Raw genomic sequence first — 25,662 nt, forward strand, 5'->3', positions numbered from 1 at the left:
CATTCAGATCACGGCATTCAATATTCTTCTCAAGAATTTGTAAGTTTTATTAATTCTATTAATGGCGTTATATCAATGTCAAGAATAGGAAACTCACTGGATAATCGAGAAATTGAATATTTCTTTTCTATATTAAAAACTGAAATTTTTCCGAACTTCTATCAAACCGTTAAAACACTTACTTTTATTGAATTGAAAAATAAAATAAAAGAATTTATAGATTGGTATAATAATGAGAGATTTTTAAAAAAATTTAATTTAAAAACGCCCCAAGAATTATGGGATGTTTACAACAACAAAAATTTTACAATTTAGTCCAAAATTTTTGTCCTAGTTTATTTTCTCTTGCTTTTTAATTTAAAATTTTTTGTTTTTTGACTAATTTAACAGACAAATTTATAAGTTATTATCAAGCTATAAGAAAAGTGATTTAAAAAATGTATTATAATATTTACTATTATAAAGAAGACTAAATGAAAGCAAACGATGAAAATATGTTAGATTATATGTTTATGAATCGTAGACAATATCACATACCTGTTTATCAAAGAAATTATGACTGAAAAAAAGAAAATTGTATACTACTTTATAATGACATCATTCAAGCAGCTAAAAATGATAAAAAACATTTCTTTGGTTCTATAGTTCAAGTCAATTTGAAAGAAGAAAATGGCGTTAACAATTATTTAATAATTGATGGCCAACAAAGAATGACATCAGTTTATCTTTTATTAAAAGCATTATATGATTTAGAAACTCATCCATATAATAAAGAAGATTTAGAAAGATTATTATTTAATTTTAGAGATTCAAAAAAATATTCAAATAATTTAATAGGAAAATTAAAATTAAAACCAATAAAAACAGATAACAAGCAATTTGAATATTTAATGTCTGATAATGTTGAAAAAATGGATGATACTTCAAACATTAAAATTAATTATGAATTGTTTAAATCGCTAATAAAAGATTCAATTAAAAGCAAAATAGAAACTTCTCAAATTTTAAGAGGAATTAAAAATTTAGAAGTTGTTATGATTACTTTGCAAGAAGAAAAAAATGGATTAGGTGACAATCCACAAGAAGTGTTTGAAAGAATTAATTCAACTGGAGAAGATTTAACTTTATCTGATTTAATTAGAAACTTTTGCATTAATGACTGATTTAGATAGAGAACAACTTTTCGAAAATTATTGATTGCCTGTAGAAAATACTATTGCAAAAGATAAACTTAATGATTTTGTTTTAGTATATTTACTTTTTAAAATGCCAGACTCAGCAGCTGAAAAAAATGCATATCAAACTTTTAAAAAATTTGTTGAAAAAAATCAAATTAGCAACAAAGAAATATTAGAAAACTTGAAAAAATATTCTAAATATTACAATGTTTTTATTAATGATGACGATAAAAATTATTCTAAAAAAACAAATAATTTATTAAGTGTCTTCAGAATATTAAAACAAACAACAATTTACCCATTTTTATTTAGTGTTTTTGAAGATTATGAAAATTCAATAATAGATGAAAATGTTTTAAACAGTGTTCTACAATTTTTTGTCACATACATTATTAGAAGATCAATATGTTCTGTTTCAACTAATTCCCTAAGAGGGTTGTTCAAAACACTTTACAAAAAGAATTTTTCAAAATGAAAAAAACAAAGAAGCATATTTAAAAAATTTATATAGTTTTATGGCTTCATTAGCAAATACTAAAGATGGTGTTCCATCTAATAAAGATTTTGAAGATTCATTGAAAAAATTTGAATTATACAAAAATTCAAAATTATGTAAATACTTACTTTCGACAATAGAAAATGGAAATTTGAATTTCAAAGAAAGAATTGAAATTGATGAAAACATTACTATTGAACACATTATGCCTCGTAACAAGACCTCTTATTGAAGAAATGAGGTTGGTACAAATTATGATGAGGTTTACGATAAATATTTAAACACACTTGGAAATTTAACTTTAACAGGATACAATTCAGAATTGTCTGATAAACCTTTTAAAAACAAGAAAATTTCAATTGAAGAATTTGGTAAATTTAATACATTGAACAAAGATATTAAAAATTGCGCAATATGAAATGAAGACTCAATTGTAAAAAGAGCTGATAGATTAGCTAATATTGTTTGCGAAATATTTTCTTTACCTCAAGAAGTATTTGACTATAAAATAGTGGAAGATGAAATAAAACAAATTAATATTGATGACAAAATTGATTTAACTTTTACAAAGCCTGTTTATTTCAACTTATTAGGTGAAATGGTTGATTTAACTTCTTATGGTGATTTAATAAAAAAAGTATCAAATATTTTATATTATCAAGATTCAACAACAATGAAAAAGTTGGCTCAAAATAACTGAAAACTTCCTAATGGAACAAGCGTGCAAATAACAAATGATCCTAAAAAATTGAACAAAGCTATAGAAATCGATGAAAATAGTGGAATTTACATCGAAGGCACAAAAAATGCAAATGCTGTTATAACATTTATTAAAGCAATTTTATCAGAATTTGATATTGCACATGATGACTTCACTGTGTTTACAAAAAAAGTTAAAAATAAATAAAAAAAATAATTTAAAAAATTAAATTCTAAAGAAACATCACGCTCACTATTTGGAATATCGCAAGCCGATATTCCTTTTAATTTATTAATTTTATTAATATTGTTTTTGTTTTTTATGACAAATAAAAAAGTACAAGCTTTAAAGTTAACCCCAAATTTTGGACTTTTTGGAAAGGGTTCACTCTAAATTAAGATTATTAAAAAACATTATTTTTTAAATAAAGTAAAATATATGAATATATTAATTCAAGATTTTTTTAAAGAGGTAAAAATGTCAACTAATTTAACAAATGACGTTGTAATATTTGGTTTAGACAATTCAAAGGAATTATCTGAACAAATTGGGAAAGTTTTAAAACGTGAAATTGTGCCAGCAAATAAAATTGTTTTTGCTGACGGCGAAAGAATTTTAAGTTCTTCAATAACTGTAAGAAATAAAAATGTATTTATAATTTGTAATACATCAAAGCCAGTTAATGATAATTTAATGGATTTACTTATTTTTGTAGACTCGCTTAAAAGAGCTAGTGCTAAATATATTAATGTAGTTATTACATATTATGGTTATGCTCGCCAAGATAGAAAAGTTAATGGGCGTGAACCTATATCATCTAAATTAATTGCTGATTTGCTAACTATAGCAGGTGTAACTAAAATAATTGCAATTGATTTACATAATCCTTCTATCCAAGGTTTCTTTAATATTCCTGTTGATGATCTTCGTGGACAATTTATATTTTCGCAAGAATTAAAATCAAGAAAAGAAAAATTTGTAATAGTTTCTCCTGATCATGGTGGAGCAGTTAGAGCTAGACAATTAGCAGAACTTCTTCAAAATGAAGAAGAAATAGCAATTATTGATAAAAGAAGAACAGGTCCTAATAAATGCGAAATTATGGGTGTACTAGGAGAAGTAGAAAATAAAAATGTTGTTATTTTTGATGACATTATTGATACTGGTGGAACAATTATTAATGCAGTAAAAGCATTAAAAGAAAAAGGCGCTAAAAAAGTTATTGTTGCTGCAACACATGGCTTATTTTCAAGAGGATTTGACATGTTCGAAAATAATGATTTAGTTGATGAAGTTATAGTTTCAAATTCAACAAGTCAAAGCCAAAGCTTAATTGGTTCAAATTATAAAAAATTAAAAGTTTTATCATTAGCTAAATTCTTAGCCTTAGTAATAGAAGCTAATATTAACAAAACATCAATAACTGAAGTTTATAATGCTTACTCAAAAAGAAATATTAAATAATTTAAATAAACATTTTCCTAATATTGACAAAGCAATTTTAGAAAAGCTTTCACAATATTATTTTTTAATAGAAGAAAAAAATCAAGTGCTTAACTTGACTGCTTTTAATGACCTTAAATTAGTCGAAGAAGGACTAATTGAATCTATTCTTTTACTTTCTGAAATAGATAAATCTATTTACAACATTAAAAATAAAAAGATACTAGATATAGGCGCTGGAGCAGGTTTTCCATCTTTACCTTATTTAATTTTTACTAATGAAGATTTTGAATTAACAATTTATGAACCTATGTTAAAAAGATATAACTTTTTAGTAGAAGTTAAAGAAAAATTAAACCTTAAAAAATTAAGAATACTAAGATATAGAGCTGAAGATTCTAAAGAATTTAATTATTATAATTTAATAACTGCTAGGGCTGTTGCTAAGCTTAGAATATTAATAGAATTTAGTCATAAATTAGGTAAAACAAATGATTGCATGTTCTGCTTCTTAAAATCGCAAAACTATGAAGAAGAAATGGAAGAATCAAGATCAATTATTAAATATCTTAATTTAAAAATTAATATTAAAGAACTTGAACCGTTTTTTAGAATTAAAAATGTTTTAGTTTATTATAAAAAAGATCTTGAAACACCAAACGATATTCCAAGACCTTGAAAAAAAATATTAGAAACTATTTACTAATTACAAAACCTGAAAGTTTATCATCATAATAATATTTATAATTACTTTCTTCTAATAACTCCTCTACATGTAAAAGTAAAGTGCCCGTCCCTTTGCCGCATATGATGTAGAGGATGTTTTCATATTCATCATTTTCAAATTCAAATAATTTATTTAAAACGGCAGCTGTTGCTTTGTTTAAATCTTTACCATGCAAATCTAATCTATTGTTAAACATTTTTCTCCTTTTGACAATTAGGACAGAAATAAGTTCCTCTGCCATTAATTTTTATTTTTTTAATTTCATTATTACAAATTTTACATTTTTTTAAATTTGGATTATGAATCATTAAATAATTTTGATAGTTACCTTTTTTATGGTTAAAACTTTCAAAACTAAAAATAGTAGTTCCTCCTGCATTAAATGAATCGTCTAAAATTTTATTAGCTACTTTTAATAATTCAGATGTTTGTTCTAGAGAAATTTTATTTGAAGGCATCAATGGATAAATTTTTAAAGCAAAAAGAATTTCATCAGCATAAATATTACCTATACCTGCTATGCAGGTTTGATCTAATAATTTGGTTTTTATGGCAACATTAGAGTTTTTAAAACTTTCATATAATTCCTTGGGAGTTATATCTTTGGGTTCTTTTCCTAAAGTTCTATAAGGTTTTAAATTTTTATCCATGTTACTATTTCATAAATGAAAAGTACCAAACATTCTAGAATCATAATAATTTAATTCACTATTATCACTAAAAATAAATTTAACAATTAAATGTTTTGAATTGTTTTGTGAAACAAAATTATTAAAATGGTATTTTCCTTCCATTCTTAAATGAGAATATAAATAATAGTTTTCACTTAATGTAAAAGTAATTAATTTACCATAATTCGATACATCTAAAATTACTTTATTCTTTAAAATATTTATATACTCATTAGCACTAAAATTATGAAAAAGTTTTTCTTTATATATAACTACATCGCTTATTTTCTTATTTAAAACGTTTTCCTTTAAATGTTTTACAACAACCCTTACTTCTGGTAATTCTGGCATAACTCGTTTTTTCCTTATTTTTAAACTAAAAAAATGTTTTAGTTTTTATTTAATTTTATAATTTATTATATATTAAAATTAGTGTATTAAATAATAATGAATGAAAGGTTTGCATATGAAAAATAATAAATATAGTAACTTAATTATTACAACAACTGACACCGTTTTAGGCTTAGGCGGAAAAATAAACGAGGAAGTAAAAAATAATATATACGAACTAAAGGGAAGAGATAGAGCTAAGAAATTAATCATTTTAGTAGCTTCTTTAAAACAAGCAAGAAAATTTAAAGAATGAAATCAACAAGCTGAAGAACTGGCTAAAGAATATTGACCAGGCAATGTAACAATAGTTGTTAACGATCAAGGTTTTAGAATGCCAAATCAAAAATTGCTTTTAGATTTTTTAGAAAAAAATGGACCTATGTATATGACTAGCTGCAATATTTCAAATGCTCCAGTTTGCAAAACAATTGAAGAAGCTAAAGAAATTTTTCCTGAAATTACTAATATTTATAATTTCGGTAATATGAGCCAAAAACCAAGCATGATTATTAGAGCAGAAGATAAAAAAATATTAAGGAGTTAATAATGAATAATAAAACAGTATATATAACAAGTGACCACGCTGGTTATGATAGAAAAATTGAAATAGCTAAAGAATTAGAAAAAGAAGGCTACAAAGTTATTTTAGAAGGTGCTAAAAATGGAACTGATTCCGTTTCTTATTCTGAAATAGGAATTGATTTTGCAAAGAAATTTTTAAAAGATAAAAATGAAAACAATTTATATGTTGCGCTTTGTGGATCAGGCATAGGTATTAGTATTGCCTTAAATAGATTTAAGAAAATAAGATGCGCTAGAGTAACAAGTGAAGAGGAAGCTAGATTAGCAAAATTGCATAATAATGCTAATATTCTTTGTTTTGGTGGAAGACTAGTAACTACAGAAGATGCTCTTAAAATGTTTCACATTTGAGAAAATACTACTTTCGAAGGTGGGCGTCACATTAAAAGAATTGAAACGCTCGAAACCGTTGGAGAAAAATAGTAAATCTAAAGCAACTAAACTAAGGTAAAAAATTTATAGATTGGTATAATAAAAAAAATCTTCGAAAAAATTTTATTTAGAAGCACCCCAAGAATTATGAATTTTTATAAGAATAAATGTTTTATAATTTAGTTCAAAATTTTTGTTTCAGTTTGTTGAATTAAAAAATTGCTAATTTAGCTTAGCAATTTTTTTAATCTACTTTATAGGTATTAAAAGAACCTATTATTTTATTTATGATGGTTATTGAAATAAATGCATTTGGATCTATTTTAAGAATTTCATTCTTAATCAAGTTTTGTTCAAGATACAGAGCATTTGTTTCTATTTTAAACACTTCTTGATGACTATAACCGCTTGTTACAGAAGAGTAATTATATCCATGTCAATAATTAATTGATTGTAAATGTGCAATAATTTCAGCGCCTTTATATGTGTAAATTTCAATTTTAATTTTCTTGTATTTAGGATATATTAATTCAATTAAACCATTAAAAATAAATATATAAAGAATAGTACAAATAACACGAAGTAAAAAAGCTCCAGGATTTCAAGTTTTTTTAGGATTAACACGCAGTCCTTCAACTAAACCAATTACAAAAATTGAAACAGCAGCAAATATAAGGGCAACTACAGTTGAAACTTTACCAATGCTTTTCTTTTTCATGCGAGAAACATAATAAATAATTATGTCGCTTCCACCAGTAGAACCTGAATTTTTTCAAGCAATACCGGCAGCTGTACCAGCACAAGCACCACCAATTAATGTATAAACCAAAATTGGTCAAGTGGTACTATCATGATAAACTCTTCAAGGTTGAAGGTTATTTCATGATGTTCCGGGACTAGTTCAATTAGTATAAAAAATAGAAATTTTATCTAAGAAATTACCAACTGGTTTAATTAAAAATATACTTTGAATTATTACTTGGAACAATAATCAATACATAGTTAGTAGCATAAACATCTTTTGATTTTTATTTCAAAAAGCAAGCACAAGAGGTATATTTAATCCTAAATAAATAAATGCAAAGTATTTACTTGTAACTTCAATAGTATAAGTAAGTCCTTGCACTATTGCTGACACTCCTGAAGCAACTGTTGCTGCTTTAGAAAGAAATATTGCAACCCCTAAGTTATAAAGCAAAGCAGAAAGAAATGCAAATAATAATTTTTTAGGTGCTTTTACTCATATATTAAAAAAATTAACCTTATATGGATTTAAATCTACTTTCTTTTCACTAACTTTGTAAGAAACTTTTATTAAAGAAGTTTTATCTTTTTTCTTATTGAATTTTTCTTCTGGCTTATTTTCGTTCATGATATATCCTTGTTAAATAAAATATTATCATAAATAAAAAATTTATTTATCTATTATGATCAAAAATCATAAGAAATGCTGTTTAGTCTTAAAAAAAATAAAAAATTGCAATTTTTGGTTTTACAATTTTTTATTGTTAATCTATATAAGAAGTATCAAAATCTCCTTTTAAATCATGAATATTAGAGGTACAAATCCATGCGGACTTATCTACTTTCTTTGAAGCATCAAAGATAAAATCTTTTTCTAAATATAAAGCTATAGTTTCGATCTTGCCAAATTGTTTATGTGTATATCCACTAACTCCATAGAATATATTATATGAGTGTACATAACCATTTAATTTAAGGTGTTCACAAATTTCTTCAATCTTGTTTGAATATATTTCAATTCTAACTTTCTTATATTTAGGATAATACTTATTAAGAATAAATGAATATACTGTTAAATACATAAATGTGGAAATAAATCTAACTAAAAATTGTTCTTCTCTTCAAGGTCTATATGTAGTAATAGTCATTTTAATATTATTGGTTGATTCTAGTCCACCTATAACTGCAGTAGAAAAAGCTATAAAACAAAGTGAAACATAAAAGAATGTTGAACCAACTGGTTTTTTCTTTTTATATGCAATGTAGTTTGCAATAATACTGCTTCCACCAATCGAACCACGTTGCTTATAAGCAATAGTTGAAGCTACTCCTTCAAATATACCACCAATAGTCGCATAAACCAATGAAGGTCAAGTATTACCATCTCATACAGCACCAGTAATTCCTACTCCTTTATATAATCTTGTATATAAGGTTAAGTTTTTACCTACCTCATCAATGTTTGCAGAAAAGCTAGCATCTTTAGCTTGTCAATATTTTAATACATCGCTTGGATCAGTTATATTAGTTCCAAAAGGAGTTCAATAACTATTTTTTCCGTTTGGCTTATAAATAGTTATATGTTCAGTAATGAAATTATAAATTGGGTTTTTGCCACTATAATCTAAAAATACTAATTGAACTGCTAATTGAAATATCATTCAATAAAATGTTAAGACTGAAAAAAGTCTAGGATTCTTATTCCAAAAGCCAAAGACTATTGGAATGCTAATTGATACATATAGCAAACCAAAAAAGCTATTAGCTTGAGGAACTAAAAATGTAACAATTTGTGCAATTGTTGAAGTTCCACTTGCAACACTAGAAGCTTTTTTAAGAAAGGTTGCTATAGCAATGTTATATAAGAAAGCACTAATAAACATTCACAAAATTTTCTTTGGGTCTTTTTTCCAAATATTTAATAAATTAATATTGTGTGGGTTTATTTTCTTATTTAACTCATTTTTTCTCTGAAGTTTCTCTTCAGCTGACAGCTTAGTTTTATTTGTCATTAAATTGTTTCCTTTTTTTAAATATGAATTATTATGAATAAAATATTATTTTTTATTTATATCTATATTTATACATTGTACTAAAAAAATCATTAAAAAATTAAAGATACCTTAACATAAAAAAATAAGAAACTTTTGATTCCTTATTTTTTTATGTTAATCAATATATGAAGTATCGAAATGACCATTTAGATCATGAATATTTGAAGTACAAATTCATGCATCTTTATCAACTTTTTTAAGTTCTTCGAAGATTAAATCTTTTTCAAGATATAAGGCAATAGTTTCAATCTTTCCAAATTGTCTATGATTGTATCCACTAATACCATAAAACACATTATATGAATGAATATATCCGGTAAGTTTTAAATGTTCAAAAATTTCTTCAATCTTGTTTGAATATATTTCAATTCTAACTTTCTTATATTTAGGATAATACTTATTAAGAATAAATGTATAAACAATCAAATAAACAAATGTAGCAACTAAACGAACAATAAATTGTTCTTCTCTTCAAGGTCTATAAGTATCAACAGTCATTTTAATGTTATTAGTTGATTCTAATGAACCAATAATTATTACTGAGAATGCAATAAAACAAAGTGAAACATAAAATGTTGTTGAACCAACTGGTTTTTTCTTTTTAAATGCTATATAGTTAGAAATAATATTACTTCCACCAATTGATCCACGTTGTTTATAAGCAATAACTGCAGCTACTCCTTCGAGTAACCCTCCTATTGCACCATAAACTAATGAAGGTCAAGTATTGCCATCTCACACTGCACCTTGAATTCCTGTTCCATTATATAATCTTGTATATAAAGTCAAGTTTTTACCTACCTCATCAATGTTTGCAGAAAAGCTAGCATCTTTAACTTGTCAATATTTTAATACATCGCTTGGATCAGTTATATTAGTTCCAAAAGGAGTTCAATAACTATGTTTGCCATTAGGTTTATAAATAGTTATATGTTCATTAATAAATTTAAGGATAGGATTTTTGCCACCATAATCTGAAAAAAGTAATTGTACTAAAAGTTGAAAAGCCATTCAATAAAAGGTTAATACCATAAACAACTTTGGATTCTTCTTTCAAAAAGCAAACATAAGTGGAATAGTAATTAAAACATATAGCAAACCAAAAAAGCTATTAGCTTGAGGAACTAAAAATGTAATTATTTGTGCTAATGCAGTAGTTCCACTTGCAACACTAGATGCTTTGCTTAAAAAAGTTGCTATAGCAATGTTATATAAGAAAGCACTAATAAACATTCACAAAATTTTCTTTGGTTCTTTTTTTCAAACATTTAATAAATTAATATTATTAGGATTCAAAATTTTTTCTAATTCTTTTTGTTTTTTAATTTTTTCTTCTTTCGACAATTTTACTTTAGTTTTTTTATCCATTTATTATTCCCCTCCTTTTTTCTTATGCAATATGGGTGCCGCTTCTTCAAAACTATTAAATGTACTAATAAAGTTAAAAGGGACTACACCAGTTGCACCTTGTCTATTTTTTGCAACAATCAAAGTTGTTTTAGATGCAGAAATATCATTAAGTGATTCACTAAATGTGTCTTCTGATTTTTCTTCTAAGCTTGTGCTACTTGTTTTTTCGAATTTTGAAGAATCATAATAATCTTTTCTATGTAAGAACATAACAACGTCAGCATCTTGTTCAATATTTCCTGATTCACGTAAATCTGATAAAACAGGTAATTTTCCTTCTCTTTTTTCAACATTTCTGTTTAATTGGCTTAATACTAATATTGGACATTCCAATTCCCTAGCTAGTTGTTTTAAAGATCTTGAAATCTTTCCAACTTCTAGTTGACGGTTTTCAGTTTTTGATTTATTACTATCATTAATTAATTGCAAATAATCAATAATAACTAAATCAATATGTTTGGCACTATTAAAACGTTTACATAATGTCATAATATCTGAAATTGATAATGAAGCTTTATCGTTAAAATATAATTCTCAATTATTCATAATGTTTAAGCCATGTCTAATATATTGTCAATCAGCAGCTTCTAAATCACCTGTCTTGAATTTAGATGCAGGAATTTTCGTTTGCATAGATAAAATTCTTTGAGTTAATTGAGAAGCAGACATTTCAAGAGAGAAAAATAAAACTGTCTTGCCTGAAATAGATTTATTGTCTTTAGAACTAAAACTTTTTTGTACAACATTTTTTGCAATATTTAAAGCAAAAGCAGTTTTACCAACAGAAGGACGTGCTGCTAAAATAAGCATATCACCAGGGTTTGCACCTAAAATAAGTTTATCTAGTTCTGGATAGCCAAATTTTAGTGAGTTGTTTTCAACATTACGATTTTTAATTTTATTCATATATTCTTCAATTTGATTTTTAACTTTTACATATCCTGAATTAACATCAGAAACGTTAATATTAATTAAATCTAGTTGCATTGAAGAAAGTAGTTCACTAATATCAAATGGTTCATTTTTGATTGTTTCACGATACTTTTTCATTAAATTTAAAAACGTTGAAGTTTTATATTGATCTAAAATTTTTTTATTATATGTTTCAATTTCACTAACATACCCAGCAGAAGTAATTAAAGTGTTGATATATTCAGGTAAATCATCAGTCGGTGAAAATTTAACGCTATCTTCTAGTTTATTTTCAAATAGATAACTTAAAAGTAAAGATGGGTCTAATTTTTTAGAACCGTAATTAACATCAGCAATAGCCTTAAATAAAATTTGATTTTGCTTAAAGTAAAACATTTCGGGTTTTAAAACATCCCCGACTTTTGTAAAAGTTTCAGGATTACGAATTAGTAAACCTAAAAGACTACATTCATTATTTTTTATCGATTTTTCAAATTCTTCAATATTTGTTGCCATCATGCTCCAATTTAACACAATAAACATAATAAATAGCACTAACTATTTATTATGTATGGGTATCACTTAATTTATACTTATTTTATTATATATTATTTTTAATGAAATATATCGACATTAAAAAACCTGCCACGATATTGGCAGATTAATTTTTTCAATAACTATTTTTCTTCGATAATTTCAACTTTTATTTTTGCAATTACTTCTGGCAATAATTTAACTTCAACATAATGAAGTCCAAAAGTATTCAAATTAATTTTTTCTAATGAATTTTTAGGAACTTTTAAATTTAATTTTTGTAATTCTTTTTCGATTGCAGTTGGAGTAATATTACCATGTACAATGTTTCCATTAGATTTAAGTGAAAACTTTAAAATTAATTTTTCAAGTTCTTTTTTAAAAACTTGTGCTTTTTCAATTTCATGTTGTTTATTAATTTGGATGTGCTCAATAACCCTGTCTAAGTTTGCTATAGTTTGTTTATTTACAGGTTGAGCATATCCTTGTTTAATTAAAAAGTTTTTTCCATATCCATCTGATACTTCAACAATTTGATTAACTTTATAATTTTGAAATGGTTTAATTATTATTACTTTCATTTTTTACACTCACTATTGCTTGTTTAATATTATCAACAAATACTGCTAAAGGTTCAGTACTTTCAGCAGCGGCAGATCCAAAGTGTCCACCGCCATTAACCGCTTCAGCAATTATTTGCACATTAGTATTAATACCACGAGCAGATAATTTATATCTATTTGTTCCTTGTAGTTTAGCAACAACAAAAGCTGCTTTTCTACCTTCAACCCTTAATATTTCATCAGCTGCAATGGCAATAATATCATTCGAAACTTCAATGTCTCTATAAGCCAAGAAATATCCTGGTTTTATTTCATAAATATTTGAATTTAATAATTTGACTTTATTATAAATGTCTTCAGACATTTTTAAACTTACTATAGATTTTTCAGCGCTTGCGCCTCATTCTTCTAATAATGAACATGCATAAAATGTTTTAGAAGAGGTGTGTTTTTGAAATATGCTTGTATCTAAATAAATACCGTCTAATAAAAGTTGAGCCACTAAAGGTGTTATCTTTGATTTTAAGTTTGATAAAGCTATTATCTCAGTAATTATTTCAGACGCTGAAGAAGCTTGTGAATCTATATAAGTATAATGTTGTAATGCAAATTGCGGTTGTTTAGCAACTCTATGGTGATCTATTACAATAACATTATTTTTATTGATATCTTTAAATGCTTGTTTATTTTCAATTCTGTTCTCATCTGCAATATCAACTAAAACTACTAATGTTTCTAGCCCATTAAACGATGTTGCAACACGAGGATTTATAAATATTAAATTCTTTTGCATACCAAAAACTTTTTCAACTTGTCTAAGTCCTGTATCATCAAAATTAATATTTTGAATATAAGCTTCTTTATTAAATATTTTAGCTAATGTATAAATTGCGTATGCTGAACCAATAGCATCAAGGTCAGCATTTTGGTGACCATATACAATAACCTTACTAATTTCTTTTGAACTTAACTTATTAATTAAGTTTTGCGCTATTAAATTAACGGATGTTCTAGAAATATTAACTTTTATTTCTGAAACAGAACCATAGTGTCTTGATGCTTGCTCTTTGGTTATAACGGTTGTTTGATTACCACCACGTGTTTGAGATTGCAATAAGGCTTCTTTTGCTAATAATGATAGATCATCATATTTAAGAATACCATAAGCAAAACCTGTTGATAAAGTAAGAACATTGTCTGGAATAGTTTTTTTAGGATCTAAGTTTTCAAAAAACTTAAATTGAAGTTTTTCGAAAAGATCTAATGTTTCTTGTGTAGTTAATAAGAAATATTTTCCATTTTCATATTGACGATAAATTAAATCGTATTTTTTAGCTAAATTTTCTAAAACTCCAAGAACCAAAGAATATACTTTAAATAGTTCGTCTTCAGTCATTGTAGATTGAAGTAAATTAATATTATCAATATTAAGTTCACCAAAAACAATTCTTTGATTTTTGTAATCTTTCATTAGTCTATTACTGATAGTAGCATCTTTCATAACTACTAAATTTCTTTCTAATGAAATATGAACTTCATAGTTTAAATTATTTTTTTCAAAATCAAAATCTAAGTTTTCACCAGTTCAATTAGTAATGTTGAAAAAAGTTTTAATATTTTTGCCAATAATTGAACGTGAAAATCTATTTTCAATAAAATTAGAAATTCAAATTATAGTACCATCATCTAAAAATGCAATGGCTCCCATACCATATTTACTTACTTCTCTTTCAATATAATAATTAACAGTTTCATTAGCAATTAAATTGTATTTAATATAACGTTTAATTGATAAAATACAAATTGTAGATAAAATGATAAGTCATAAGACATATATAATTGAAAGAATTAAAGGAAAGTTAGGTTGTTTAATTTTTATTAATAAAATAACAAAAATTATTGTCGGTATTAAAAATAGGGCAATAAGTTGTGAAATTACTATAGCTAATTGTTTGTTCTTTTTCATATTAATAATTATATTAAAAAATACATTTTAATTTTAAAGCAATTAAATTTACATTTAATTACAAAATATCAAATGCTTCTTTAAATTCTTTACCACCTTTATTTTTAGTTGAAGAAATAAAAAAATATTTAGCATTAGGTCATAACTCTTTAACTTGTTTTTCAATATTATATTTTTGTGATTGATTGGCTTTATCATATTTAGTAAATACATAATTTACTTCGTATCCCATTTCGATTAAATATTGAATCATTTCCAAATCAATTGCACTAAATCCAACTTTACAATCAATTAAAAGAAAAATATTTTTTTGATTTGGGTTTTGTCTAAAATAAACATCAATAATACCGTTAATTTTATCTTGATCTTTTTTTGACATATTTGCAAAACCATACCCGGGTAAATCCACAATAACTTTTTCATTGTTTGTTAAAAAGTAGTTAATTACTTTTGTTCTTCCAGGCGTTGAAGAAGTATTTGCAACTTTCGAAGAAGCTAAATAATTAATGAATGAAGATTTACCTACATTAGATCTTCCCCAAAATACATATTCTTCTTTATCGTGATTAAGTCAACTATCTTGGCTAGTTGCTCCTTTAATAAATTTTCACATTTTAATTTATTCCTTTATTTATATATGTAATAAAAAAGATATTACATAATAGTAATATCTTTATATTATAAATTATTTTTCTTTTGTAGAAGAAGCTTTTTTAGTTTCTTTAACTTCTTTAGTAGCAGTAGTTTTTTTAGTTGATGGTTTAGTAGCTACTTTTTTAGCTTCAACTTTTTCTTCTGCAACTTTTTCTTCTTTTACTTCTTTGTTAGATTCGAAAGATTTATTTTCTTCTCTATCTTTATTGAAGTTTTTATATCCTTCTCTTTTTTCGTCTTTATTATAAACTTTTTTAAATTTTTCAATAATTGAAGCAGGAATTGGTCCAGAGAAAGGAATAATTCCTACATATCTTGCTCTTTTGATTGCTAATGAAACTGCTCTTTGGTGTTTAGCACAAGTACCTGTAATTCTTGAAGACATAATTTTGCCTTGCATATTAATTAAACGAATATATTGAGATTCGTCTTTATAATCAATATAATTTGTAGGAGCTTTGCTTAAACAAAATGTACATGGACGTTTACGTTGAAATAGTTTTTTAGTTGAACCTGAAAATTGTTTTTGTTGAACCATAATTTTTCCTATTCTTCTCATTCTAAATCATTAAATGAATTATTAGTTTCATCATTATTAGAATTAGATTTTTTTGAATTATTAGTTTTAATTTCGCCAGTGTTAGGAATATTAAATTCTTGTGAATTTGAATTTCTTCTTAATTGAGCTGCTGCTTTAGATTCAAGTGGAGAAGTTCTATCAACTATAACTGAATAAGTTGTAATAGCTTCGCCATCTTTATTAGTCATTCTACTTGATTGCAATGAACCTTCAACAGAAACCAATAAACCTTTTTCATAATATTTAGAAATATAATCTGCGCTACCTCTAAATGCTACACAAGGAATAAAATCTGTTATTCTTTGATTGTTTGCATCAGTATATGGTCTATCAATAGCAAGTGTAAATCTTGCATATGAACCATTTCCTGCACCCCCTATTGTTGGAGCAGAAGTTAAACGACCTATTAATAATACTTTATTCATATTTTTCCTTTCACTAGTTTATTAAATTAATAAACTATTTATCTTTTTTAACTGTTATTTTTTTAGTTTCAACTTTTTCTTCTTTTTTAACTACTCTTTTAACGATTTTCTTTTCGCCAGCTTCTACATTTGTTTTTGCTTCACCATTTTCTTTTTTAACAAATGGTTTTTTAACACCATCATTTGTAGCGTGTTCTTTATTATCAAAATGAGCTCTGTTTGAATTTTGATTTCTATTATTAAACTTATGAAACTTTTGGAATTTCTTAGGTTTCATATTTTTTTCAGTGTCTAAGTTAATAATTAAATATCTTAAAACACTTTTATTGATGTTTAATTTTCTAACAAGTTCAGCAATTAATGAATTGTCAGCTTTAACATTAAGTAAATAATAATTTACACGAGTTTGTTTTTTGATAGGATATGCTAATTCGTTTCTTTCTAATTTAACTAATTTAGCATCTTTTAATTTTAAAGAAGTTAAGATAATTTCTTTAAGCTTGTCTTCTGAAGATTCTAATTTTGTTAGAATCATAATTTCGTAATTTGACATTTATCTCCTTTTGGACATTTGAGCCTTATAGGCTAAGGAGTCTTTTCCTTGTTAAAACATTTTTTAACATTTATTATTTTACATTATTTTGATTTAATTTTAAAAATTAAAAAAAATAAGGTTTTTTTATATTCTTATGTTTAATCTCTTTTATCTAATAATAAAGTTTTTTTATATCTAATTATCAAATATTAAAAACCTCACATCATATGTGAGGTCATTAATTAAGAAACAAAAGAAAATTGTTTATTTGCATTACTATTAAAATATTCTTCGTATTTTTCTTCAATGCACTTATGAATAAATTTTGTTTTTGCTATAAATTGATATGGTTTAAATGATTTATTTATTGAATCTTTAATTTCAGTTAAAACTTCTTGTTTAAGTTTTTTTCAATTTATTTCATTTTTTATATTTTTGATTTCAAATTTTAAGGTTTTTAAATATAGTTCCTTATTTACATAAAGTTGATTATATTCTTCAAAATTGGGAAGCAATTTGTTATTTGATAAATAATAATTTAATAAAGCTAGTTTTTCGTATTTGTGTTTTGCTAATATATATTTTGCAAACTTAAAATCATAATTAAACTTTTCATTGTTTGTTTTACAAATAGCTAAAGTTTTAATAAACAATTTACGCTTAGCTATTTTCTTAAATCAAACATCTTCTTTAAAAAAGTATCCCGTCATTAGTTTTGAACGTATTAAGTTTGAAATTTGTTCTAATATTAAAAGGATAACAATTGTAAATAATAAATATGAAGCTAACTTATCTCAGTTATTTGGATCAGTTGAATAAATTTGAATTTGAAATCCAAATGAACTTGCTCCAACAAACCCTAAGACAACGGTACTTTTGAAATTAATTTCTATTCTATATAAGAAGTTTGAAACAACTTGAGGAAATATACTTCTAATAACTCCATATCTAATTTTTTGGAATCATGAAGCTCCTAAAGCATCAAGTGATTCAAATACTTTTCTTGGTATTTTTTCAACTGATTCCATAATTAGTTTTCCCAACATTCCTATGGAATGTATACCAAGTGCTAAAACTGAAGCAAAAATAATTGAGTCTTTTTGCATTAATAAAAATAAAGCCACAAATGTAAATGGAGGAATTGCTCTTAAGATTATAATTAACATTTTAAAAGGATAGCAAGCATATTTATTAACATTTCTAGCAGCCATAATACCAATTATTAAAGCAAATACTATTCCAACTACTGAAGAAGCTAGAGCAACAAAAAATGCTTGAAAACCAGTAGTTATTGGGTTTGTTTTAGAATTCTTTAATGGCATTAAAAATAAATTCCAATCAGGGCTAAATAATTTTTTCATACCATTTTTGAAAAAATTTAATTTAACTTTATTAGCAATTTTCCATTCTATTTGAGTTGCTATGGTGACTATTACCAGCGCAATCAATGCTATTCAAAATACAATTTTTCAAATATAAATTTTTGGCCTTTGTTTTTTAAGACTTTCAATTTGTTTATTCAATGGAAGTTTTTCATCTATTGTTGGATGCTTTGGCGTGTATTCCAAAAAATATTTTTTAATTACAAAATTAAATACTTCTAATAAAGTCATAAAGGCTATTAAAGTTCAAAGTGCTATTGACAAATGAGAAAAGTTATTAGTTGTAGCATATTGATCTGTTAAAAGAGTACCAATAGTTTCAATGCCGACAACTGAAAGAATAGCTGCAAATCTTACAACCATTTCAAATGAATATAATCCATATGAAACTATTCTTTTAATTAAATATGGCAAGATAGAATTATTAAATGCAATGATTTTATTATTGCCAAATGCTTGAATAGCATTATAGGTACTAAAATCATATGTATCTAAATCCTCATATAATCATTTAGTCATAAGAGAAGCAATAAAGAATGCAATAGTAATTGTTGCAGCTAAACTTTTTGACAAAACAAAGTAAAACATAAAAGCAAATACTATAGGAGGAACTGATCTAAAAATAGACATTATTATTCTAAAGGGCATATAAATAAATTTGTTTTTAATAAAGTTTTTAGAGGACAATAATGCCAAAGGAACTGAAATTAAAATACCTAGTAAAGTTCCTAAGATAGAATATGAAATTGTAGTTCATAAATACTTTAAACTTCTTTGAAAAGTTTCAGCAGGGCTAAAAGTAGCACCCCCTATTTGAATTGTCTTATATTCAAAAAAGTGTTTTAAACTATTTTGAAAATGCTTAAAGTTTTGAAAGTCTGGTTTAATTAAAACAAATATTAAAACTACAATAATTGAAAATAAAAGTCAACCGAATATTTTTAATCAAGGGAATTTTTTAACAACTTTTTGGTTATTTATATCAATAAATTTGGGATTAAAATAATTAACTAATTTATCAAAAAATAAATTTTGTTTAATGGCTAACTTTTTGACTTTGTCATTAATATTAGAAGTATCTAACATTATTTATCCACAACTTTCAAAATGCCTTGTTTATTCATAATTTCATCTTGAATTATTTTTCTTTTACGTTTGTTTTCTTTAAATTGTTGTTCATCAAATTGTTCTAACTTTTCGCCATATATTTCTTTTAGCTTTTCAAGATTTATTTTATCTCATGTATCATCAAATATAACTTGTCCTTTTTTAATACCAATAATTCTATCGGCATATTGAAGGGCTAAATCAACATGGTGTAAATTAGCTAAAATCGTTATATTGTCAAATTTGTTAGCCGCTAAAAATCCATCCATGACAGTTTTAGCCATAATAGGGTCAAGCGCTCCAACAGGTTCGTCAGCCAAAATTATTTTTGGTTGTTGTGCTAAAGTACGTGCTAAAGCAACACGTTGCATTTGTCCACCACTTAAATCTTTAGCTAAATCATAAGCATTTTCTAAAATATTAACCATAGCTAAAGATCTATAAGCTATATCAATATCTTCTTTTTTGTATAAATGAAAGAATGCTCTAAATTTATTCATTTGTGCTAATCTAGCAGCTAAAACATTTTGCATAACTGGTAAGTTTTCGATAAGATTGTAGTTTTGAAAAACGATACCAATTTTAGTTCTGAACTTTCTTAACTTTTTACCTTTTAAATTATTTACTAAATAAGGTCCAACAGTTAAATTACCAGAACTAATAGTATTTATTTTATTGACAGTTTTCAATAATGTAGTTTTACCAGCACCAGATAAACCAATTATTGCAACAAACTCTCCCTGTTTAATAGAAAGACTTACGTTAGTAAGTCCTCTAGTACCATTAGGATAAGTTTTTGATACTTTATCTCAAGTAATATTTCAATTAGAATTATCAATATTACTATCTAAAGTTTTGTTTTCTTTTTCTAATGTTTCTGTTTTCATTGTTATTCTATATTAATTTTTTATTTTAAAAATGATTCAAAACCTTTAAAGTGTTTTTTAAATCAAGCTTCTGGATATTGGAATGAAGATGCTGAAGTTGTTGATGTATAAACATATTTAACGTGTTTTTTAACATCTTTTCATTCAAGCACTCAATTGCTTCCTTGTGCTTTTAATGCATCGTTTACAATTTTGTAAAGTTCTGAATCTTTTCTTGCAAAAATATAAGCACGATAATATCCAACTTTTGGTAATTCAGTATTGTCTTTAGCAATTTTATCAATTGCTGCTTTTAATTCTGCTGAATATCCTTCAACTACTGCATTAGGGTTTTTTGTAGGGTCACTATTAATATATAATGATGAATTATTAAATTCTTTATAGTGGTTTGCAGCTTCAATTAAAAGTTTTTCATCATTAAACTTAGGCGCATAACTTTTTTCTTTGCTTTCATATGGGTCAACAATTTGAACATCTCTGCCGGCTTGTAAGATAAAGCTTGAACCATCTGTATATTCTTGTCAAGTTTTAACTGGGAAAAATCCTAGTTGATAAGCATTTGAAGCTAAGCTTTGTGCAGCGGTGTTGTAATCTGTACCAACTGAAACTTCAATATTAGTTAATCCTTGTTCATGGAAATACTTTTGCAATTTTTCAGCAGCTTCAGCTATTAATTTAGGATCTGATGAAGGGATAACAATTATTCTAAATGGTTTAGCTCCTGCTTTCATAACTACTTTATTTTCTGAAGTAATATCAAAGTAATCACTTCCATCAACTAATTTATTAGAATATGCTTTTTGTTTTGAACCATTAATGTCATAAACTATTTCAGCATCTTCTGCTACTTTTGAATAACCATCATGGTTATATATAGCAAATATATCTTTGATCTTGTCTTTTGCTTTGTAAGTCAAGTTACTTTCTTTTTTAGCCTTAGCATCATCTTTAGCTTGTTTTATAGTATCTATAAAAAGTTTTTGAATTGCAGTAACATCGCCTTTTTTGATATTCTTATTTGCTTGAATACCGTCATTTGAAATTGAATTTGAAACTCCAATAACAGCAATATTTTCTGCTTCTTTTCCTGCATAGAATCTAGAGTCAAATCAACCCCCAGCAACGGTAGCATCACCAGTAGCTACTTTTCCTAATGCATCTGCATAAGAAGCAGCTTTAATTCCAACTGGGTCTTCATGAGTACAACTTATTAAAGTTGCTCCGAATGTAGCTGATAAAGATACAGCTAAAAATGTAGGTCATATAAACTTACTTTTGTTTGATTTCATTTTTCTTCCTTATTTTATTTTTTTTATATATGCTTAAAAAAGTCATATATGCATAATTTTAGATAAAAATTTTTTAATATTTCAAAAAAACTTGTTTTATTTAAAATTAAAAACAACAAAATATAAAATTTGAAATTTTGTTGTTTAAAAAATTAGAATTTAGTATTATTTTGAATATTCTAAAACACCTAAATTATGGAATGTTTCAGTATTTTCTGTATCAAAAATTAATTTAGTAAGATTTGGATAATCAATAAAAGGATTTCTTAATCCTTGGCATTGTTTTGCTATTTCATTATTTCTATCTACTTCAATAATATCAACCGGATCTTTAGTTGATCATTCTAAATAACAATCTAGAAATTCTTTGTTAAAATAAGGGAAAATCCCTTTATTTCCAAAAACTTTTTTTGCATTGTCTGTTTCATAACCATTTCTATGAGTTCCTTGGAAATAAAAATATGCTCTAGCAAAATCACCTTTGAAATAATCAATTGGTTCACAATATGAACTATTTATTTTAGTTCCGTTTTTCGAAGTTTTAGAAGCATTTAAAACTTTAAAGTGAGGTAAATTACCACGTCATTCATTCACCTTTTTATCTGTAGGCCAAATAAAATGTGGATCATGTCTAGTCGGTGTTATTTTGTTAAATCAAGATTGAGGAATAACATGTTCTCTATTATACATATATCCTTCTGCATTTTTATTAGCACCTAATCTTGGTTTTCCGCCTTGACCATCATATTCATCATCTTTAAATTCATAAGGGTCTTTACCATCAGGATTTTCAGAATAAACATCAAGTATAGTTTCATCTTTTTCAAAATATTTATCAATAAAAGCGGTCTTATATATTTTATATAAGTCGCTATAACTGCCTATTCCTTTTTTATATTTTGATTGCAAATCCAAAATTGCATCATATAATTCTTTGCCTTTTTTTCCTTCTAAAGAAGCATAATAATTAATAGAATTATTATATTTAATTTTCTTTTTTATTTCAGGTTTGGTATTGTCATGTACACTAGGCACTTTTTCATTTTTGCACTTTGCTGAAATAGCCATTAAACTAATGGGCATTAAAAAAGCAAATAAGTTAAAAGCATAATTTATTTTTTTATGTCTCATATTATCTTTTCTTTCTTAAATATTTATCTACAAAATATAATTTTTGTGCATATAAATTATACCATATACAGCACTTAAAAATAATTCTTACAATAAGCTTAAACAAAAAATCAAGTGCTTTTAGACTTGATTTTTTACTTATTTTTGTGCTCTTTTTTCTTTAATTAAGTTAATTATTTTTTGTGTTGCATAAATTGGAATTACTATTAAAGGCAAGCAAAGTGAATAAATTAGAAGTTCTTTTGTACTTGTTAAATCTTGTGTAACTTTAAATGCTGGAGCTATATTTTTAATAAATGAAACAATAAATAAGCATCCTAAAGAGAATAAAACTGAGACATAAACCTTTCAATAAAAGATAGGATTACATAAAATAAATAATTTTTTATCCATTAAATTAATTGCATTAAAAGTTGCTAAAATGCCTAGAACTAAAAAGGCTATAGTTGATCCATATTCTACAAAATGTTCGCTCTTAGCATGGTTTAAGGCATAAATAGCACCTAAGTAATAACCGACCATTGAAATTAAACCTACTAGAATACCTTTTCAAAGTGCATTTATTCCCATACCTTTTGCAAAGATAGATTCATTTTTTGGAGTTGGTTTTTGATTCATGAAATTTTCTCGAGGTTCTTGCAAGCCTAATGCAATTGCAGGAAAACCATGTGTGAATAAATTGATTCAAAGTAGCTGAGTTGCCCCTAAAATATGAAAACTAAAATTAGGATTTTTTGCAATTTCTGCATCAATTTGATTTTTAAAAATAAATTTGAAAATAAACATTCCTAAGAAAATTAAAACAATTTCTGCAACCGAAGTAATTAATAAATTTAAAATAACTGTTTTAATTTTTGCATAAATTGAACGTCCATTATTAACAGCTTTTACTATTGTAGAAAAGTTATCGTCAGCTAAAATCATGTCCGCCGCTTCTTTAGAAGCTTCAGTTCCAACAACCCCCATCGCACACCCTATGTCTGCGGTTTTTAAAGCTGGGGAATCATTAACGCCATCGCCAGTCATTGCTACAACATGATTCTTTGCTTGTCAAGCATTAACAATTCTTAACTTGTCTTCAGGTTTAACTCTTGCATAAACAGAATATTTTTCAATATTGTTAATTAATTCTTCATCGCTTAACTTGTCTAAGTCTTCACCTCTTAAAGCAATATCTCCATCATTAAAAATTCCTAAGTCTTTTGCTATTGCCTTAGCTGTAACTAAATTATCTCCTGTAATCATAATGGTTTTAATGTGCGCATGTTTACATTCTAAAATAGCTTGTCTAGAATTTTCACGTGGCGGATCTATTAAAGCAATTAAACCAACAAAGTTTAAATTGTTTTCTACATCTTTGACTTTTAATTTTGTGTGATCTTTTTCAATATTTTCTTTTGAAGCAATTGCAATAACACGATATGCTTTTTCTGAAAACTCATTATTTTTTAAAGTAATTAGTTCTTTTTCTTTTTTAGTTAAATTACTACATTTTGTTAATAAAATATCAGGAGCTCCTTTTACAATAATAATTTCTTTATTATTAATTTTATTAATAGAAGTCATTAACTTTCTATCACTATCAAAAGGAAATTCAATAATTCTTGGATACTTTGCATCTAGTTCTTTTTTAGTTTTAAATTCAGATAGTTCTTCTAAGGCATAAAGAAATGCAAGTTCAGTAGGGTCTCCTGTTTCTTTTTTAATTCCATTTTCATAAAATAAATTAGCATCTGAACATAAAGTTGCATACTCTATTAATTTTGCTTTAGTATCACTTTTATTAAATGAATAAGAGTCAACAACTGTCATTTTATTTTGGGTTAAAGTTCCAGTTTTATCAGAACAAATAATTGAACAAGAACCAAGAGTTTCAATGGTCATTAAATCTTTAACGATAGCTTTTTGCTTTACCATTCTTTGAATACCAATTGCAAGAATAATAGAAGTAAAAGCAATTAAACCTTCAGGAATAGCAGCAACCGCTAAAGATATACCATTAATAATAACTGTTGACCAAAATGCAGTGTTAGCAAAACTAGCTTTGGAAATAGCATGGAAAATTATTTGCATTAATGCACTTATTACAAATAAACCAATACCAATAAAACCAAAGATCTTACCTAACTTGGTAATTTTTATTTGCAATGGAGTAAGTTTTTCTTTTGTCTCATTGACTAAATTAACTATTTTTCCAAGTTCTGTATCTTTAGCAATTTTAGTTACAATCATTGTAGCATTTCCGCTTGCTACAATAGTTGAGGAAAATAATTCATTTTTTCTTTCGGCTAAAGATAAATCTTTATTAGCCTTAAATTTAAAATCTTTTTCAACGGGTAGACTTTCGCCAGTTAAAGAACTTTCAATAACAAATAAGTTAGTTGAAGAAATTAAAGTTCCATCTGCCGGAACAATATCGCCAGCTTCTAAAAATACAATATCGCCAATAGTAAGCTCTTCTGAATTTATAGTAACTAAATTACCATTTCTAATAACTTTAGCATTTAATGGATTAAGCTTTTTTAAACTATCAGTGGCTTTTTCACTTTTAATTTCTTGAATAGCACCTATTAAGGAGTTTGTCAAAAGAACAAACAAAATAATGGCAGGCTCAACAAATGAAACAATTAACTCAGTACTTCAATTTCATTTAGAATGCACTCCTTGTACAATAGCCATTGCAAAAGAAAAAAATGTTGCACATAATAAAATAATTACAAGCACATCTTTAAATTGAGATAAATATACTAAAAATGGGTTTTTCTTCTTTTTATCTTCAAATTTATTTTTACCAAATTGTTTTTGTCTTAAACTAACTTCCTCATCATTAAGCCCGGAAGTTGTATTTGTATTTAATAAATTATTATTTAATGTGTCCATTTTATTCTCCTTAATAAATTAATATAATTATAAATTAATAAATTTAT

24 protein-coding genes and 1 pseudogene are annotated in these 25,662 nt (G+C 25.7%); 8 read left to right on the forward strand and 17 right to left on the reverse strand.

Annotated features, from left to right (window positions below):
• The 6 genes from F795_RS03820 to rsmG all read left to right on the forward strand — a co-directional run.
• The coding region (locus F795_RS03820; protein WP_022936098.1) for an IS3 family transposase at window positions 1-315 on the forward strand (315 nt) is incomplete at its 5' end.
• 158 nt (window positions 316-473) lie between these two features.
• Window positions 474-1,172, forward strand: a complete 699-nt coding sequence (locus tag F795_RS03670; protein ID WP_027120276.1) for a DUF262 domain-containing protein — start codon at window positions 474-476, stop codon at window positions 1,170-1,172.
• The gene (locus F795_RS03675) at window positions 1,156-1,689 is read left to right on the forward strand and encodes a hypothetical protein (protein WP_027120277.1); all 534 of its coding nucleotides are present in this window, start codon (window positions 1,156-1,158) and stop codon (window positions 1,687-1,689) included. The genes F795_RS03670 and F795_RS03675 overlap by 17 nt, the downstream gene beginning before the upstream one ends.
• A gap of 4 nt (window positions 1,690-1,693) precedes the next feature.
• Window positions 1,694-2,581 (forward strand): HNH endonuclease family protein, encoded by an 888-nt coding sequence (locus F795_RS06640; protein ID WP_027120278.1) that lies wholly within the window; start codon window positions 1,694-1,696, stop codon window positions 2,579-2,581.
• 231 nt (window positions 2,582-2,812) lie between these two features.
• On the forward strand, window positions 2,813-3,838 hold the full coding sequence (locus F795_RS0102215; RefSeq protein ID WP_022936099.1) for a ribose-phosphate pyrophosphokinase: 1,026 nt from the start codon (window positions 2,813-2,815) through the stop codon (window positions 3,836-3,838).
• A complete protein-coding gene (gene rsmG / locus F795_RS0102220; RefSeq protein ID WP_022936100.1) occupies window positions 3,810-4,523 on the forward strand; it encodes a 16S rRNA (guanine(527)-N(7))-methyltransferase RsmG in 714 nt (237 codons plus the stop codon). The genes F795_RS0102215 and rsmG overlap by 29 nt, the downstream gene beginning before the upstream one ends.
• Here rsmG and F795_RS0102225 read toward each other — a convergent pair.
• Window positions 4,513-4,740 (reverse strand): Smr/MutS family protein, encoded by a 228-nt coding sequence (locus F795_RS0102225; protein WP_022936101.1) that lies wholly within the window; start codon window positions 4,738-4,740, stop codon window positions 4,513-4,515. The two genes, rsmG and F795_RS0102225, sit on opposite strands and share 11 nt — an antisense overlap.
• A complete protein-coding gene (gene mutM, locus F795_RS0102230) occupies window positions 4,733-5,566 on the reverse strand; it encodes a DNA-formamidopyrimidine glycosylase (RefSeq protein ID WP_022936102.1) in 834 nt (277 codons plus the stop codon). Before mutM ends, F795_RS0102225 begins: the two co-directional genes overlap by 8 nt.
• Before the next feature lie 115 nt (window positions 5,567-5,681).
• Here mutM and F795_RS0102235 point away from each other — a divergent pair, with 115 nt between their 5' ends.
• The gene (locus F795_RS0102235) at window positions 5,682-6,152 is read left to right on the forward strand and encodes a Sua5/YciO/YrdC/YwlC family protein (protein WP_022936103.1); all 471 of its coding nucleotides are present in this window, start codon (window positions 5,682-5,684) and stop codon (window positions 6,150-6,152) included.
• A gap of 2 nt (window positions 6,153-6,154) precedes the next feature.
• Window positions 6,155-6,613 (forward strand): RpiB/LacA/LacB family sugar-phosphate isomerase, encoded by a 459-nt coding sequence (locus F795_RS0102240; protein WP_022936104.1) that lies wholly within the window; start codon window positions 6,155-6,157, stop codon window positions 6,611-6,613.
• A 193-nt stretch (window positions 6,614-6,806) separates the two neighbouring features.
• Here F795_RS0102240 and F795_RS0102245 read toward each other — a convergent pair whose 3' ends face one another.
• The 15 genes and pseudogenes from F795_RS0102245 to F795_RS06660 all read right to left on the reverse strand — a co-directional run bounded on the left by F795_RS0102245 (window position 6,807) and on the right by F795_RS06660 (window position 25,615).
• Entirely contained in the window at window positions 6,807-7,934 is a 1,128-nt protein-coding gene (locus tag F795_RS0102245; protein WP_022936105.1) for a YitT family protein, read from the reverse strand.
• A gap of 136 nt (window positions 7,935-8,070) precedes the next feature.
• The gene (locus tag F795_RS0102250) at window positions 8,071-9,318 is read right to left on the reverse strand and encodes a YitT family protein (protein ID WP_022936106.1); all 1,248 of its coding nucleotides are present in this window, start codon (window positions 9,316-9,318) and stop codon (window positions 8,071-8,073) included.
• Between the two features lie 156 nt (window positions 9,319-9,474).
• The gene (locus F795_RS06645) at window positions 9,475-10,728 is read right to left on the reverse strand and encodes a YitT family protein (RefSeq protein WP_022936107.1); all 1,254 of its coding nucleotides are present in this window, start codon (window positions 10,726-10,728) and stop codon (window positions 9,475-9,477) included.
• Between the two features lie 3 nt (window positions 10,729-10,731).
• Window positions 10,732-12,201: a replicative DNA helicase gene (gene dnaB / locus F795_RS03505; protein WP_277868643.1), complete on the reverse strand. Its 1,470-nt coding sequence runs from the start codon at window positions 12,199-12,201 to the stop codon at window positions 10,732-10,734.
• A 158-nt stretch (window positions 12,202-12,359) separates the two neighbouring features.
• Entirely contained in the window at window positions 12,360-12,797 is a 438-nt protein-coding gene (gene rplI / locus F795_RS0102265) for a 50S ribosomal protein L9 (RefSeq protein WP_022936109.1), read from the reverse strand.
• Window positions 12,778-14,745: a GGDEF domain-containing protein gene (locus F795_RS0102270; RefSeq protein ID WP_022936110.1), complete on the reverse strand. Its 1,968-nt coding sequence runs from the start codon at window positions 14,743-14,745 to the stop codon at window positions 12,778-12,780. Before F795_RS0102270 ends, rplI begins: the two co-directional genes overlap by 20 nt.
• Before the next feature lie 58 nt (window positions 14,746-14,803).
• Window positions 14,804-15,358 (reverse strand): ribosome biogenesis GTP-binding protein YihA/YsxC, encoded by a 555-nt coding sequence (yihA, locus tag F795_RS0102275; protein WP_022936111.1) that lies wholly within the window; start codon window positions 15,356-15,358, stop codon window positions 14,804-14,806.
• A 327-nt stretch (window positions 15,359-15,685) separates the two neighbouring features.
• Window positions 15,686-15,937, reverse strand: a pseudogene (rpsR, locus tag F795_RS05230) (30S ribosomal protein S18); the annotation flags it as partial.
• A gap of 8 nt (window positions 15,938-15,945) precedes the next feature.
• Entirely contained in the window at window positions 15,946-16,404 is a 459-nt protein-coding gene (locus tag F795_RS0102285) for a single-stranded DNA-binding protein (protein WP_022936113.1), read from the reverse strand.
• A 34-nt stretch (window positions 16,405-16,438) separates the two neighbouring features.
• Complete coding sequence (gene rpsF, locus F795_RS0102290) at window positions 16,439-16,957, reverse strand: 30S ribosomal protein S6 (RefSeq protein ID WP_022936114.1); 519 nt, start codon at window positions 16,955-16,957, stop codon at window positions 16,439-16,441.
• 224 nt (window positions 16,958-17,181) lie between these two features.
• Complete coding sequence (locus F795_RS06650; protein WP_022936116.1) at window positions 17,182-19,407, reverse strand: PhnE/PtxC family ABC transporter permease; 2,226 nt, start codon at window positions 19,405-19,407, stop codon at window positions 17,182-17,184.
• Window positions 19,407-20,315 carry a phosphonate ABC transporter ATP-binding protein gene (gene phnC, locus F795_RS03520; RefSeq protein ID WP_022936117.1) on the reverse strand — a complete coding sequence of 303 codons (909 nt, stop codon included), beginning with the start codon at window positions 20,313-20,315 and terminating at the stop codon, window positions 19,407-19,409. The genes F795_RS06650 and phnC overlap by 1 nt, the downstream gene beginning before the upstream one ends.
• Before the next feature lie 20 nt (window positions 20,316-20,335).
• Window positions 20,336-21,604 (reverse strand): type 2 periplasmic-binding domain-containing protein, encoded by a 1,269-nt coding sequence (locus F795_RS06655; protein ID WP_022936118.1) that lies wholly within the window; start codon window positions 21,602-21,604, stop codon window positions 20,336-20,338.
• A gap of 165 nt (window positions 21,605-21,769) precedes the next feature.
• Window positions 21,770-22,735: an endonuclease gene (locus F795_RS03525; protein ID WP_022936119.1), complete on the reverse strand. Its 966-nt coding sequence runs from the start codon at window positions 22,733-22,735 to the stop codon at window positions 21,770-21,772.
• Window positions 22,736-22,873: 138 nt separating this feature from the next.
• Window positions 22,874-25,615, reverse strand: coding sequence for a cation-translocating P-type ATPase (locus tag F795_RS06660; protein ID WP_022936120.1), 2,742 nt, complete (start codon window positions 25,613-25,615; stop codon window positions 22,874-22,876).
• Window positions 25,616-25,662 lie beyond the last annotated feature (47 nt).

Origin of the sequence: Metamycoplasma orale ATCC 23714, from assembly GCF_000420105.1 — a bacterium.
GTDB classification, from domain to species: Bacteria; Bacillota_I; Bacilli_A; order Mycoplasmatales; family Metamycoplasmataceae; genus Metamycoplasma; species Metamycoplasma orale.